The 14,771-nt window shown below is 72.0% G+C and carries 11 protein-coding genes; 3 read left to right on the forward strand and 8 right to left on the reverse strand.

The window, feature by feature from the left end; genetic code table 11:
- Positions 1-594 precede the first annotated feature (594 nt).
- The 6 genes from folE to dacB form a co-directional block, all read right to left on the reverse strand.
- Entirely contained in the window at positions 595-1,200 is a 606-nt protein-coding gene (gene folE, locus ABT122_RS26500; RefSeq protein ID WP_351557228.1) for a GTP cyclohydrolase I FolE, read from the reverse strand.
- A gap of 125 nt (positions 1,201-1,325) precedes the next feature.
- Entirely contained in the window at positions 1,326-3,362 is a 2,037-nt protein-coding gene (ftsH, locus tag ABT122_RS26505; RefSeq protein ID WP_351557231.1) for an ATP-dependent zinc metalloprotease FtsH, read from the reverse strand.
- A gap of 186 nt (positions 3,363-3,548) precedes the next feature.
- Entirely contained in the window at positions 3,549-4,088 is a 540-nt protein-coding gene (hpt, locus tag ABT122_RS26510; RefSeq protein ID WP_351557309.1) for a hypoxanthine phosphoribosyltransferase, read from the reverse strand.
- Between the two features lie 153 nt (positions 4,089-4,241).
- A complete protein-coding gene (gene tilS / locus ABT122_RS26515; protein ID WP_351557234.1) occupies positions 4,242-5,348 on the reverse strand; it encodes a tRNA lysidine(34) synthetase TilS in 1,107 nt (368 codons plus the stop codon).
- A 652-nt stretch (positions 5,349-6,000) separates the two neighbouring features.
- A complete protein-coding gene (locus ABT122_RS26520; protein WP_351557237.1) occupies positions 6,001-7,131 on the reverse strand; it encodes an Rv3626c family coenzyme F420 biosynthesis-associated protein in 1,131 nt (376 codons plus the stop codon).
- A 110-nt stretch (positions 7,132-7,241) separates the two neighbouring features.
- The gene (dacB, locus tag ABT122_RS26525) at positions 7,242-8,648 is read right to left on the reverse strand and encodes a D-alanyl-D-alanine carboxypeptidase/D-alanyl-D-alanine endopeptidase (protein WP_351557240.1); all 1,407 of its coding nucleotides are present in this window, start codon (positions 8,646-8,648) and stop codon (positions 7,242-7,244) included.
- A gap of 196 nt (positions 8,649-8,844) precedes the next feature.
- Here dacB and ABT122_RS26530 point away from each other — a divergent pair, with 196 nt between their 5' ends.
- Both ABT122_RS26530 and ABT122_RS26535 read left to right on the forward strand, forming a co-directional pair.
- Positions 8,845-9,339, forward strand: a complete 495-nt coding sequence (locus ABT122_RS26530; RefSeq protein ID WP_351557312.1) for an inorganic diphosphatase — start codon at positions 8,845-8,847, stop codon at positions 9,337-9,339.
- 509 nt (positions 9,340-9,848) lie between these two features.
- Positions 9,849-11,516 carry a threonine/serine exporter family protein gene (locus ABT122_RS26535; protein ID WP_451067967.1) on the forward strand — a complete coding sequence of 556 codons (1,668 nt, stop codon included), beginning with the start codon at positions 9,849-9,851 and terminating at the stop codon, positions 11,514-11,516.
- Positions 11,517-11,593: 77 nt separating this feature from the next.
- Here ABT122_RS26535 and ABT122_RS26540 read toward each other — a convergent pair whose 3' ends face one another.
- Positions 11,594-12,259, reverse strand: coding sequence for a DedA family protein (locus ABT122_RS26540; protein ID WP_351557243.1), 666 nt, complete (start codon positions 12,257-12,259; stop codon positions 11,594-11,596).
- Between the two features lie 265 nt (positions 12,260-12,524).
- On the opposite strand from ABT122_RS26540, the gene gad reads away from it, so the two are divergent.
- Positions 12,525-13,949: a glutamate decarboxylase gene (gene gad / locus ABT122_RS26545; RefSeq protein ID WP_351557246.1), complete on the forward strand. Its 1,425-nt coding sequence runs from the start codon at positions 12,525-12,527 to the stop codon at positions 13,947-13,949.
- 142 nt (positions 13,950-14,091) lie between these two features.
- On the opposite strand, the gene ABT122_RS26550 is transcribed toward gad, so the two are convergent.
- Positions 14,092-14,733, reverse strand: a complete 642-nt coding sequence (locus ABT122_RS26550) for a PadR family transcriptional regulator (protein WP_351557249.1) — start codon at positions 14,731-14,733, stop codon at positions 14,092-14,094.
- Between the last annotated feature and the right edge of the window lie 38 nt (positions 14,734-14,771).

Below are 14,771 nucleotides of genomic sequence, written 5' to 3' on the forward strand. Positions count from 1 at the left end.
CGCCCGGCGTTTGTGGACGGACCCTGGTCCACAGGGCCCCGCATCCTGCGGGCCACGGTCGGGGGCCAGCCCCCGAACCCCCGCTCCTCAAACGCCGGAGGGGCTGGGGTGGTGCACCGCAGCCCACCCGAGGGGCTAGGCGGGTGTGCCTACAGCCACCCGAGCGGCTGGGTGGGTGTGCCTACAGCCACCCGAGCGGCCAGGTAGGTGTGCCTCAACCACCCGAGGAGCCAGGTAGGTGTGCCCCAGCCACCCGAGGAGCCAGGTAGGTGTGCCCCAGCCACCCGAGAAGCCAGGTAGGTGTGGCCTCAACCACCCGAAGAGCCAGGTAGGTGTGCCCCAGCCACCCGAGAAGCCAGGTAGGTGTGGCCTCAACCACCCGAAGAGCCAGGTGAGTGTGGCCTCAACCACCCGGAAGGGCTGAGAGGGTGTGCCTCAGCCACCCGAGGGGATGCAGCGCCCGTGCTCCCGCAGGGGACTGGGTTTGCTCAGGCCGGCCGAGAGGCTGAGGGTCCCCCAGGCGCGCCGCGAGGCTGAGCCCCTGCTCAGGCTCGCAAGGCCGGGCGGGCCTGCCCCGCCAGGGGGGTCGTGGGGTCAGCGGGCCATGATCAAGGACATCGCCTCGTTGCGGGTGGCCGGGTCGCGGAGCTGGCCCCGGACCGCCGAGGTGATCGTCTTGGCACCGGGCTTCCGCACCCCGCGCATGGTCATGCACATGTGCTCGCACTCCACCACCACGATCACCCCCCGCGGCTCCAGTATCTCCATCAGCGAGTCCGCGATCTGCGTCGTCAGCCGCTCCTGCACCTGCGGCCTCCGCGCGAACACATCCACCAGCCGCGCCAGCTTCGACAGCCCCGTGATCTTCCCGTCCGCCGACGGGATGTACCCCACGTGCGCGACCCCGACGAAGGGCACGAGGTGGTGCTCGCACGAGCTCATCACCTCGATGTCCTTCACCAGCACCATCTCGTCGTGCCCGAGGTCGAACGTCGTCGTCAGCACGTCCCGCGGCTGCTGCCACAACCCCGCGAATATCTCCTTGTACGCTCGCGCCACCCGCCCGGGCGTCTCCCGCAGCCCTTCACGGTCGGGGTCCTCACCGACCGCGATCAGCAGCTCGCGCACGGCACTCTCGGCCCGCTTCTCGTCGAACTCACCGATCGTGCCCTCGCCGTCCAGCGTCACGGGGTCGGTCATCTGTGCCTCGTTCCTCTTGCTCTGGGCTGCGGTCGTACAGAATGCCGCGTCCCCCCAGGCTAAAACCTGGGGGGACGCGGCATTCATTCCGGGCCCGGGTGACCTGCGGTCGCCCGGGCCGCGGATCAGCTCTCCGGGCGCTCCTCCGGCGCGGGCGCCGGAGCCGGGGCCGCCTCGGTGGCCTTGGTGGTGTCCACGGCCGAGCCGTTCGCGGAGCCCGCCCCGTTGGTGAGGGCCAGCTCCTTCGGCGAGAGCACCGGCGGCCTGGTGGAGGGTGTCCGCCGGGAGGAACCGGTCCACGCCGGACGGGCCGGGCGCTTCACGATCGGGGCGAAGACCTCGGCGATCTGCTCCTTGCCGAGGGTCTCCTTCTCCAGCAGCTCCAGCACGAGGTTGTCGAGCACATCGCGGTTCTCGACCAGGATCTCCCAGGCCTCGTTGTGCGCGGTCTCGATGAGCTTCTTGACCTCTTCGTCGACGAGCGCCGCGACCTCCTCCGAGTAATCGCGCTGGTGCGCCATCTCCCGGCCGAGGAACGGTTCGGTGTTGTCGCCGCCGAACTTGATCGCGCCGAGGCGCTCGGTCATGCCGTACTGCGTGACCATCGCGCGGGCCGTGGTGGTGGCCTTCTCGATGTCATTGGCCGCACCGGTGGTCGGGTCGTGGAAGACCAGCTCCTCGGCCGCGCGCCCGCCCAGCATGTAGGCCAGCTGGTCGAGCATCTCGTTGCGGGTGGTCGAGTACTTGTCCTCGTCCGGAAGCACCATCGTGTACCCCAGGGCACGGCCCCGGGAGAGGATGGTGATCTTGTGGACCGGGTCGGAGTTCGGCAGAGCCGCCGCGACCAGGGCGTGGCCGCCCTCGTGGTACGCGGTGATCTTCTTCTCCTTGTCCGACATGATCCGGGTCCGCTTCTGCGGTCCCGCGACCACCCGGTCGATCGCCTCGTCCAGCGCGTGGTTGTCGATCAGCTTCTTGTCGCTGCGCGCGGTGAGCAGCGCGGCTTCGTTCAGCACATTCGACAGGTCCGCGCCGGTGAAGCCCGGTGTGCGCCGGGCGACGGCGCCGAGGTCGACGTCCGGGGCGACCGGCTTGCCCTTCTGGTGAACCTTGAGGATCTCCAGCCGGCCCTGCATGTCCGGGCGGTCGACCGCGATCTGCCGGTCGAAGCGGCCCGGGCGCAGCAGCGCCGGGTCGAGGATGTCGGGCCGGTTGGTGGCGGCGATCAGGATGACCCCGCCCTTCACGTCGAAGCCGTCCATCTCGACGAGCAGCTGGTTGAGCGTCTGCTCGCGCTCGTCGTGACCGCCGCCGAGACCCGCGCCGCGGTGCCGGCCGACGGCGTCGATCTCGTCGACGAAGACGATCGCCGGGGCGTTCGCCTTGGCCTGCTCGAAGAGGTCGCGCACCCGGGAGGCGCCGACGCCGACGAACATCTCGACGAAGTCCGATCCGGAGATCGAGTAGAAGGGAACGCCGGCCTCACCCGCGACGGCGCGGGCCAGCAGGGTCTTGCCGGTGCCGGGCGGGCCGTACAGCAGCACACCCTTGGGGATCTTGGCGCCGACGGCCTGGAACTTCGCCGGCTCCTGGAGGAACTCCTTGATCTCGTGGAGTTCCTCGACTGCCTCGTCCGACCCCGCCACATCGGCGAAGGTCGTCTTCGGGGTGTCCTTGGTGATCAGCTTGGCCTTGGACTTCCCGAAGTTCATCACTCGGGAGCCGCCGCCCTGCATCTGGTTCATCAGAAACAGGAAGACCAGCACGATCAGTACGAAGGGCAGCAGGGAGAGCAGCACCGAGATGAACGGGCTCTGCTTCGACGGCGAGACGGTGTATCCCTCGGAGATGTCACCGTTCTCGAACTTCGTCTGAAGCTTGTCGGCGAGGGCGACGCCCTGGGTGCCGATATAGCTCGCCTGGATCTTGCCGCTGCCCTTGACCTTGTGGTCGCCCTTGAGGTCGACCTTGATGATCTGTTCGTCGCCGGTGGTCAGCTTGACCGAGTCGACCTGGTTCTTGTCGATCGCCTGGACGACCTGGCCGGTGTCCACTGTCTTGTAGCCGCCCGACGAGCCGACGACCTGCATCAACACGACCACGGCGAGGACGGCCAGCACGATCCACATGACCGGCCCACGGAAGTATCGCTTCACGTCCATCCATACGGGGCGGTGTCGCCCCGTCCCTCCTGCCCGTAGGTAAATGCTGCTGTGAGAAAAGACTGTTCTTCGGACGGTACCCCAGCATCGCTGCCGTGACCGCACGCCCGGGACGACAAACCCGTCCTCCCAGGGTCCAACGGCGAAAAGGGGGCCTTGGTTCCCGGACCGGGCCGGGGCGCCGGATCAGCCGCCGTAGACGTGGGGCGCGAGGGTGCCGACGAAGGGGAGGTTGCGGTACTTCTCCGCATAGTCCAGCCCATAGCCGACAACGAACTCGTTGGGGATGTCGAACCCGACCCACTTCACATCGAGCGCGACCTTCGCGGCGTCCGGCTTGCGCAGCAGGGTGCACACCTCGATCGAGGCGGGCTCGCGCGACCCCAGGTTGGAGAGCAGCCACGAGAGGGTGAGCCCCGAGTCGATGATGTCCTCGACGATCAGGACGTGCCGGCCCTTGATGTCAGTGTCCAGGTCCTTGAGAATCCGGACGACTCCGGAGGACTGGGTGCCCGCGCCGTAGGACGACACCGCCATCCAGTCCATGGTGACGGGGCTGGAGAGCGCCCGCGCCAGGTCGGCCATCACCATCACGGCGCCCTTGAGGACACCGACGAGCAGCAGCTCCTTGCCCTCGTACTCCGCGTCGACCTTCGCGGCCAGCTCCGCCAGCTTCGCGTCGATCTCTTCCTTGGTGATGAGCACCGACTGGAGGTCGGTGCCCATGTCCTTCTCGTTCACGCGGTCGCTTTCTCTCGCCGGGTTCCGGGGTGCTTCCCCGGTCCGGCAGGAGTTGCCGGGGTCCGGGGGGCCGGGAATCCGGGGGCCCGCGAGGGGCTCCCGGGTGACCTCAGCCGCCGTGCTCGTACCGCGGCTGCGTCAGCCTTGCCGGATGACAAGTCTGCCACTCTGCCGGCGCGCCTCGACGCGGCCGGGCAGATTGATGGCTCCCTGGCCCCGCCAGCCGGTGATCAGACGGTCCACTTCCTCGACATGACGGGCGAACAGGGACCCGGCGGGGGAACCGGCCTGGATCACGGCCCGGCGCAGCACCCGGCGGCGGACGGCGGGCGGCAGCGCGTAGAGCTTGGCGCACTCCAGCTGGCCGCTCTCGTCGCGCACCGACGAGTCGGCGTCGGCGGCCCAGGTGTCCAGGGCGTCGGCGTCGTCGCGGGAGAGCTGCGCGGTCCGGGCGAGGGCCTCGACGACTCCCTTGCCGAGGGCCTTCTCCAGGGCGGGCAGCCCTTCGTGGCGCAGCCGTGAGCGGGTGTAGGCGGGGTCGGCGTTGTGCGGGTCGTCCCAGACGGGCAGCGACTGCACCATGCAGGCCTTGCGGACGGTCTGCCGGTCGAGCTGGAGGAACGGGCGGCGGTAGCGGTCGTGCCGCCCGGAGACGGCGGCCATCCCGGACAGGGAGCGAATCCCCGATCCCCGGGCCAGCCCCAGCAGGACGGTTTCCGCCTGGTCGTCGCGGGTGTGGCCGAGGAGTACGGCGACGGCGCCGTGGCGGTCGGCGGCGGCGTCCAGGGCCGCGTACCGGGCGTCGCGGGCGGCGGCCTCGGGGCCTCCGCCCCGCCCGACGCGGACGGAGATGGCCTCGACGGGTTCGAGACCCATCGCGGACAGGCGCCCGGCGACCTCGGAGGCACGTTGGTCGGAGCCGTGCTGGAGACCGTGGTCGACGGTGATGCCGCCGGCCCGGACGGAGAGTTTCCGGGCCTCGAAGGCGAGGGCCGAGGCGAGCGCCATGGAGTCGGCGCCGCCCGAGCAGGCCACCAGCACCAGGGGGCCGGCGGAGGAGGACGAGGCGGCGGACGAGGCCGCCGCGGCACAGGCGGGGGTCGCCGCCTGGCGCAGCCGTGCGACGCGGTCGGCGGGGGGTGCCGTGGTGACCCGGTCGGGGAGCGGGGGGTACTCGGTCAGTACGTCGTGGAGTACGCGGCGGACCGCCAGGCGTATCGCCGCGACCGCAGGATGGGGACCCATGTCCGGTGCCCTTCGTGAAGGAGGTTGGGGGGTACCTCGGTGAGGAGTCGGAGCGGTGGTTCGGTCGGTGTCGGTCGCTTCCGCCGCTTCCATCGGCTTCCGTCGGCCGGTCGGGTTCCCGGTGGGGGCTCCGTCGGCTTCCGTCGGCTTCCGTCGGCGTCGGCGATCGTCGGTGAGCGTCGGTGAGTGACACGGCCGGTGATTCGGTCACTGAGAGTGCGATGATGGTGACAGAACCGAGCCGCTCACCGAGCATCGCACGGCTCCCTACGGCCCCAGGGTCCCTCGGACGGGTGATGCTGTGCCCCCGAGGGGGCGCTCCCCGGCCCTCCCGAGGGCGCGTGGGTGGCGCGACCCGCCGCCGCGCCCGCGCTTCCCGGACCCGCGCCTCACCGACCCGCGCTTCCCGGACCCGCGTCAGCCCCACCCGCGCTTCCCGGGCCCGCGCCTCCCGGACCGCGACCCGGCGCGACCCGGACCGCGGCCCCCGGACCGCGGCCCCCGGAGGTGCGTCCGCCGGAAGCCGGCGGCCCCTCGGGGCCGGGTCCTCCGCGGAGCCCGCCCCGGGGGGCCGGAGCCGGCCCGCGGCCTCACCGGCCTCCGGCCGGCCCGGCCCGCCGCCCGGAGGCGGCGCCCCGCGCGGAACCCCCTCTCAGGAGTCAGCCTTGCGGTGCACCCGCGCCACCCACTCGGCCGGCCTGGCGATCTCCGCCTTCGTCGGGAGGGTGTTGGGCGAGGTCCAGACCCGGTTGAAGCCGTCCATGCCGACCTCGTCGACGACGGCCCGGACGAACCGCTCGCCGTCACGGTACTGCCGCAGCTTCGCGTCGAGCCCCAGGAGCTTGCGCAGCGCCAGGTCCAGCCGGCTGGCGCCGCGCGCCCTGCGCTGCTGGAACTTCTCCCGGATCTCGGCGACCGAGGCCACGACATCGGGACCGACACCGTCCATCACATAGTCCGCGTGCCCCTCCAGGAGCGACATCACGGCGGTGAGCCGGCCGAGGATCTCGCGCTGCGCGGGCGTCTGGACCAGTTCGACGATGGAGCGCCCGCTCTCCTCCTCCTCGCCCTCGGGCCGCGCCCCGGCCAGCGACTGGGCGGCCTCCCGCAGCCGCTCCAGGACCGTCATCGGGTCGACGTCGGTCTCGCCCAGGAACGCCTGGATCTCGCCCTCCAGGTGGTCGCGGAGCCAGGGCACCCCGGTGAACTGGGTCCGGTGGGTCTCCTCGTGCAGACAGACCCAGAGGCGGAAGTCGTGCGGATCGACCTCCAGCTCACGCTCCACATGGACGATGTTGGGGGCGACCAGCAGCAGCCGCCCGCCCCCGCTGGCACCGGCGGGCAGGTCGCGGGAGGCGGGGGCGAAGGTCTCGTACTGCCCGAGGACCCGGGAGGCCAGGAACGACAGCAGCATCCCCAGCTCCACGCCGGTGACCTTGCCACCGACGGCGCCGAGCACCGCGCCCGTGGCACCGCCGGTGCGGCGCTCCTGCATCTTCTCCAGCAGTGGTTTGAGCAGCTCGCGGAAGCCCGCCACATTCGCCTTGACCCAGCCCGCGCGGTCCACGACCAGAACGGGGGTGTCCTCCGGCGCGTGGTTCTCGGGGATCATGCGGGTGAAGCCCCGTACATGCTCCTCGGACGCCTTGGCATGCCGCCGCAGTTCGGCGACGATCGCACGCGCCTCGTCCTTGCTCACGTCGGGTCCTGGCCGCACGAAGCGGGTCGCGGTCGCCACCGCGAGATTCCAGTCGACCATCTCGGCACCACCGATGCTCGTCATGCGTCAACCGTACGTGGTGGTCCCGCGCGGCGGCGGGGTGTTGTTCGCGCACCGGTTCGAGCAGGTCGCGCGCGGTCGGGGCCGGCGGAGCCGGGCAGGGGGCGCACGGCTCAGGAGACGAGCGCCGCCGCCAGCCGGTCCAGCGCGTCCTGGGCCTCGTCCCGCGAGGTGGTGCGGCCCGCCAGGAAGGCGAAGGCGAGGAGTCGGCCATCGGGGGCCACCACCGTGCCGGAGAGCGCGTTCACACCGGTGAGGGTGCCGGTCTTGGCGCGGATCAGCCCGCTGCCGGGGGTGGTGTCGGAGTAGCGGGCGCGCAGGGTGCCGCTGAAGCCGGCGACCGGCAGTCCGGTCAGCACGGAGCGCAGCTCGGGGCGGTCGGGGCGGGCCGCCTCGGCCAGCAGCGCGGTGAGCAGACCGGCCGAGACCCGGCCCCTGCGGTCGAGTCCGCTGCCGTCGGCGAACCGCGCCCCGCCCAGCGGGAGGCCCGACTTCGCGAGCTGCGCTCTCACGGCCCGTCCGGCGCCCGCGAAGTCCGCCTTCTCGCCGGTGGCCAGGGCGGTCTGCCGGGCGAGCGCCTCGGCCAGGTCGTTGTCGCTGTCGGTCAGCATCCGTTCGACGAGCGCGGAGAGCGGCCGGGACACCACCTCGGCCAGCGGCCGGGAGTCCTTGGCGGGCCGCCCGGGGGCGGGCGAGGCGGTGACCCGCACCCCCGCCCGGCCGAGCATCCCGGCGAAGGCGCGGGCCGCCTCACCGGCGGGGTCGTGGCTGCGCTCGGTGTATCCGGCGGCGCGGGGATCGATACGGCCCTGGTCGACCATCAGGGCGGTGACGGGCGCGATATTGCCGTTCATCCCGATGGGGTGGAGCGGGTTGCCCCGGTAGAGGGAGGTGTCGTAGGCCATGCGTACGCCGGTGACGCCCCGGTCCCGCAGGGCGCGGGCGGTCCGCTCGGCGAGGGTGCGCAGGGCCGCCCGGTCCAGCCCGGCGTCGCCGCCGCCGACCAGGGTGATCCTCTTGCCGTCCGCCACGACGGTGGTGGGGACGCGGTGGTCGGGTCCGAGCGCGGTCAGGGCCGCGACCGCGGTGGCGATCTTGACCGTCGAGGCCGGGGTCATCGCCCTGGTGGCGCCCTTCCCGTAGAGCTGCCGTCCGGTGGAGACGTCGACGACGGACGCGGTGCGCAGGGGGCCGAGTCCGGGGTCGGCGAAGAGGGGGCCGAGTTCCTCGCCCAGTTCGCCGGGTTTCCCGTCGGCGGGGCCGGTGGGTGCCGGGGTGCCGAGCGCGCTGAGCACCGCGGGTGCGCTGGGCGCGGGCGCCGGGCGCGGGCGCGCGGGAGGGCGGTTGTCCGCGCGCCCCGCGCCGGAGGTCCACGCCCGGTCCGCGCCGGCGGCCCGTTCCCGCTCGGCCTCGCGCTGCCCGGACTCCCAGGGGCCGGCCGCCAGGACGGCCCCGGCGGCGAGGGCCAGTCCGGTCACGGCCGCGCCTGCCGCGAGCTGCCATGTCCTGATCACCGGCACCTCGCACCAGCCCCTTTCGCGATCACACACCTGCGTGAGGGACACTTAATCACCAGAACTGCGTCTTGCCGTGTGCACGGCACCCCAGTCAGCACCCGGTCGGCACCAGTGACCACACGGCTGGGGGTCCGGGGAGCACTCCCCGGAAGGGCACAGCACCACCGGATATTTTGTGTTGATCATGGAGGAGCCACACGTGGAGTTCGACGTCACCATCGAGATCCCGAAGGGTTCGCGGAACAAGTACGAAGTGGACCACGAGACGGGACGGATTCGTCTGGACCGTCGGCTCTTCACCTCGACCAGCTACCCGGCGGACTACGGCTTTGTCGAGAACACCCTCGGCGAGGACGGCGACCCGCTGGACGCCCTGGTGATCCTGGACGAGCCGACCTTCCCCGGCTGCCTGATCACCTGCCGCGCGATCGGCATGTTCCGGATGACCGACGAGGCGGGCGGCGACGACAAGCTGCTCTGCGTGCCGGCCTCGGACCCGCGCGTGGAGCACCTGCGGGACATCCACCACGTCTCGGAGTTCGACCGCCTGGAGATCCAGCACTTCTTCGAGGTCTACAAGGACCTGGAGCCCGGCAAGTCCGTCGAGGGTGCCAACTGGGTCGGCCGCACCGAGGCCGAGGCCGAGATCGAGGCCTCCTACAAGCGCCTGGAGGCGAAGGGCGGCGCGCACTGACGCCGTCGTACCGGCGCTTCACCGCGTTTCACCACGGGCGGGACACCTTGGCAGGTGTCCCGCCCGTGGTGCGTGGGGCAGAAGATCCCCGGAGTCGTACGTCGCCATGTCCACGCACATACTGAGCTGACACGGACACCGGCGACACGAGCGAGAGGGAGCGAGGGCATCACGTGGTGGCGGAGCCGGAGGTTCCGAAGGACCGGGACCCCAAGGGCCAGGACCCCGAGAACCGGGCCCCCGAGGGCCGGGACCCCGGGGACCGCGAGGGGCCCGCGGGCCGCGGGAACCGGAAGGGCCGGAAGGGCCCCGAGGACCGGGCCCCCGGGGACGGAGGGGGCCGGAGCCGGAGCGGGCGCCGGGGCCGGGACCCCGACGGCCCGGCCCCGGACGGGCCGGCGGGCACCCACCCGCTCGTCCCCCGGGAGCCGGCGGGGACACCGGAGCCACCGGAGCCGGCGGGGACACCGGAGCCGGCGGGCCCGAGCGCACCTCCGCGCCCGGACCCGCTGGGCGCGCTCCCCCCGCTGCCGGCCCTCCCCGAGGACCGCAAACCCCTGTCCGACGAGGCCCACAGCGCCTTCACCCCGCCGGCCGGGGTCGAGCCGCCGGAGCCCCCGGAGGAGGACCACCCCACCTCGGAGTTCAGCCTTCCGCCGGGGGCGGCCCCCGAGGCCCCGCCGGAGCAGGAAGGTTCCGCCTTCGCCACGCCCAGCACCTACAGCTTCCGCCACTCCCCGCCCGCGTTCACCCCGTCGCACGGCATCCCCGCCGTCCGGCTGACCAAGGACGCGCCCTGGCAGGACCGGATGCGCGCGATGCTGCGGATGCCGGTGGGCGAGCGGCCGGTGCCCGACACCGTGCAGAAGGCCGACGAGGCCGGCCCCGCCGTGCCCCGGGTGCTCGACCTCACCCTCCGTATCGGCGAACTGCTGCTCGCGGGCGGCGAGGGCGCGGAGGACGTCGAGGCCGCGATGTTCGCGATCTCCCGCTCGTACGGACTCGACCGGTGCGAGCCGACCGTCACCTTCACCCTGCTGTCGATCACCTACCAGCCGTCGCTGGTGGACGACCCGGTGACGGCGAACCGGACGGTGCGCCGCCGGGGCACCGACTACACCCGGCTGGCGGCGGTCTACCGGCTGGTCCACGACATCAGCACCCCGGACACCGAGGTCTCCCTGGAGGAGGCCTACCGCCGGCTCGCGGAGATGCGCCGCAACCGGCACCCCTACCCCGGCTGGGCGCTCACGGTCGCCGGCGGGCTGCTGGCCGGATCGGCGTCCGTGCTGGTCGGCGGTGATGTGCTGGTCTTCCTGGCGGCGGCGATCAGCGCCATGCTCGGCGACCGGCTGGCCTGGCTCTGCGCGGGGCGCGGGCTGCCGGAGTTCTATCAGTTCGTGGCCGCCGCGATGCCCCCGGCGGCGATGGGGGTGGCGCTGATCCTCTCCCCGCTCGACGTCCGCGCCTCGGCGGTGATCACCGGTGGGCTGTTCGCGCTGATCCCGGGACGGGCGCTGGTCGCGGGCGTCCAGGACGGGCTGACGGGCTTCTACATCACCGCCGCCGCCCGGCTCCTGGAGGTCGTCTATCTGATCGTCGGCATCGTCATCGGGGTGCTGCTCGTGCTCTATCTGGGGATCGCGCTCGGCGCGGCCCTCACCCCGGAGACCGCGCTCAAGGCCGTGGAGCGCCCGGAGATCCAGCTGCTGGCCGCGATGGGCCTCTCGCTCTGTTTCGCGGTCCTGCTCCAGCAGGAGCGGGACACGGTCTGGCTGGTGACGCTGAACGGCGGTATCGGCTGGGTGGTGTACGGAGCGCTGGCCAACACCTCGGATGTGCCGCCGGTCGCGGCGACGGCCGTGGCGGCCGGGCTGGTGGGCCTCTTCGGGCAGATGCTCTCGCGCTACCGCTTCGCCTCCGCGCTGCCCTATGTGACGGCGGCGATCGGGCCGCTGCTGCCGGGCAGCGCGACCTACTTCGGGCTGCTGGCGATCGCCCGGGGCGATCTCAACGCGGGTCTCGCCTCCCTCTCCAAGGCGTCGGCCCTGGCGCTGGCCATCGCGATCGGGGTGAACCTCGGCGGTGAGATGTCCCGGCTCTTCCTGAGGGTGCCGGGCGGGGCGATCCGCTCCGGCGAACCGCGCCGCGCGGCGAAGCGCACCCGGGGGTTCTAGGTCGTCTCTTTCGGATCGTGCCGGGCTCGCGAGCCCTGGCACCGCTCACCGATCCGGCCCGATCCGAAAGAAACTCCCTAGCCGCGGGGGGCGGCGGGCTCCGCGGCCTCCGCCGCCCTCCGGGCGTGGGCGCGGGCCCGCAGCACCTCGATCACGATCGGCAGCACCGAGAGCACCACGATGAGCAGGAGGATCTTCTCGATGTGCTGGTGCACCAGCGCGACCCTGCCGAGCGCCGCGCCCAGCAGGGTCACCCCGGCGCCCCAGAGCACCCCGCCGATGATGTTGAAGACGACGAACGAGCGGTAGTCCATCCGGCTGACACCGGCGACGACGGGGGTGAAGGTCCGCACGATCGGCACGAAGCGCGCCAGCACCAGCGACTTGGGGCCGTACTTCTCGAAGAAGTCGTGGGCCTTCTCCACGTTCTCCTGCTTGAAGAGCCGGGAGTCCGGCCGCTTGAAGAGCGCCGGGCCGACCCTGCGGCCGAAGAGATAGCCGACCTGGTCGCCGATGACGGCCGCGCACACGATCAGGGCGCAGACCGCCCACAGCGGCAGGCCGTCCAGCTTCCCGGCCGTCACCAGCAGGCCGGTGGTGAACAGCAGCGAGTCGCCCGGCAGAAAGAACCCGATGAGCAGCCCGGACTCGGCGAACACGATGACCAGGACGCCGATGAGGCCGAAGGCGCCGATCAGATAGTCGGGATCGAGCCAGCCCGGTCCGAGCGCGAGGGCGGTCACGGCGTCCCCCGCAGCGCGCTTCTCAGGGGCGTCCGGCCTCGCGTGGTGTGCGGCATGACCATCCTTCGTCGGGCACCCGGACCACGGGAGCGGAGGGGAGGGCGAGCCACCCAATGTAGGGGTACGGACACCTGGAGTGAGCGATGCCGGGCGGCGCGCGCCCCGCACACGGGTGGGCGCGGGGGCTCGCGTTGCGGGCGATGCGCCCCCGTACGAGCCTGGGAGCCGAGTGTGTACGCGTACGCGGAAAGGCGGCGAGGCCCCGATGCCACTCCACCAGGGCGCGAACAGACCATCGGACCAGGCGCGCGAGCGGCGCCGGCTCTCCCTCAACCCCTTCTACGGGGAGGCCGACCCCGTCAGCGGAATGACCTCGGCGCCACCGACGCACCGGCTCCCCGACGGGCCGCTGCCGCCCATGACGGCGTACCGGCTGGTCCATGACGAGCTGATGCTCGACGGCAACGCACGGCTGAATCTCGCCACCTTCGTCACCACCTGGATGGAACCGCAGGCCGGGGTGCTGATGGGCGAGTGCCGCGACAAGAACATGATCGACAAGGACGAGTACCCACGCACCGCCGAGCTGGAGCGGCGGTGTGTGGCGATGCTCGCCGATCTGTGGAACGCGCCCGATCCCGGTGCCGCCGTGGGCTGTTCCACCACCGGTTCGAGCGAGGCGTGCATGCTCGCGGGGATGGCGCTCAAGCGGCGCTGGGCGGCGCGGAACGCCGACCGCTACCCGGCGGGTGCGCGGCCCAATCTGGTGATGGGCGTCAATGTGCAGGTCTGCTGGGACAAGTTCTGCAACTTCTGGGAGGTGGAGGCGCGCCAGGTGCCCATGGACGGCGACCGCTTCCACATCGATCCCCGGATCGCCGCCGACCTCTGCGACGAGAACACCATCGGTGTGGTCACGGTCCTGGGCTCGACCTTCGACGGGTCGTACGAGCCGGTGGCGGAGGTCTGCGCGGCGCTCGACGAACTCCAGGAGCGGACCGGGCTCGACATCCCCGTCCATGTGGACGGGGCGTCCGGCGCGATGGTCGCGCCGTTCGTGGACGAGGAGCTGGTCTGGGACTTCCGGCTGCCGCGCGTCAGCTCGATCAACACCTCGGGGCACAAGTACGGGCTGGTCTACCCGGGGGTGGGGTGGGCGCTGTGGCGCTCATCGGCCGAGCTGCCGGAGGAGCTGGTGTTCCGGGTGAACTATCTGGGCGGTGACATGCCCACCTTCGCGCTCAACTTCTCCCGGCCGGGCGCCCAGGTCGTCGCGCAGTACTACACCTTTCTGCGGCTGGGCCGGGAGGGCTACCGGGCCGTTCAGCAGGCCGCCCGGGACATCGCGTCCGGTCTGGCGGGGAAGTTCGCGGCGCTCGACGACTTCCGGCTGCTGACCCGGGGCGACGAACTGCCGGTCTTCGCGCTGACCACCGCGCCCGGGGTGCGGAACTTCGATGTCTTCGACGTCTCCCGGCGGCTGCGCGAACACGGCTGGCTGGTCCCCGCCTACACCTTCCCGGCGAACCGCCAGGACCTCTCGGTGCTGCGGGTGGTCGTCCGGAACGGCTTCTCCTCCGATCTGGCGGAGCTGCTGCTGGAGGATCTGGACCAGCTCCTGCCGGAGCTGCGCCGCCAGTCGGAGCCGCTGGGCAAGGACGCGGCGACGGCGACGGCCTTCCACCACTGACCGTTGCCGCACCACCGCAGGCACCACCGCAGGCACCACCGCAGGCACAGCCGGCACAGCCGCCGGCACCGGCGCGTGCCCGGCCGCCCCTGAGCGGCACCGGACCCCGCTCACCGATCCGGCCCGACCCGAAAGAAACTCCCTAGCCGGCGTCCCCCTCGTGCGGCTCCCCCGTCGCATACGGGTTCGCCTCCCCCTCGCCGAGGACCAGCACCTGCCGGTCCCCCTCGCCGGCGAAGACATAGGCGCCGCCCTCGATCCGCTCGATCAGGCCGAGCGTCCACTCCGCGCCGGAGTCGGCGGAGGAGACCCAGAGATTCATGATCTCGCCGATGTGCCCGAGCTGCCCCGGCCCCTCCTCGGGGGTGTAGTAGTCGGTCACGGACGACCGCCACTCCCTCATCGCGCGGACCCGCTCCCGCAGCAGGGTGACAGCCTCGGCGCGCTCCAGGTCGACGATGAAGCCGACACCCGCCGACAGCACATCCATCTTCTGGTCGTAGCCGGTCAGGGACTCCCGCAGCAGCCGCAGATACTCCGCGTCACCCTCGGCGGTCAGCTCGTACTCGGTGCGCGGAGGGCCGCCGGCCGTGGAGGGGGCGACCTCGTGGGCGTGCAGCAGCCCCTGCTTCGCCATCTGCTTCAGGGCGTGGTAGATCGAGCCGGGCTTGGCGTTCGACCACTCGTGCGCGCCCCAGAACTCCAGATCGTTGCGGACCTGGTAACCGTGCGCCCGCCCGTGCTGGCGGACGGCTCCGAGGACCAGCAGCCGGATCACTGACATGGCCGAAACCCCACTCTCATCAACTTTGACCAGACTAT

It is taken from the genome of Streptomyces sp. NPDC001985 (genome assembly GCF_040296845.1).
GTDB lineage: Bacteria > Actinomycetota > Actinomycetes > Streptomycetales > Streptomycetaceae > Streptomyces.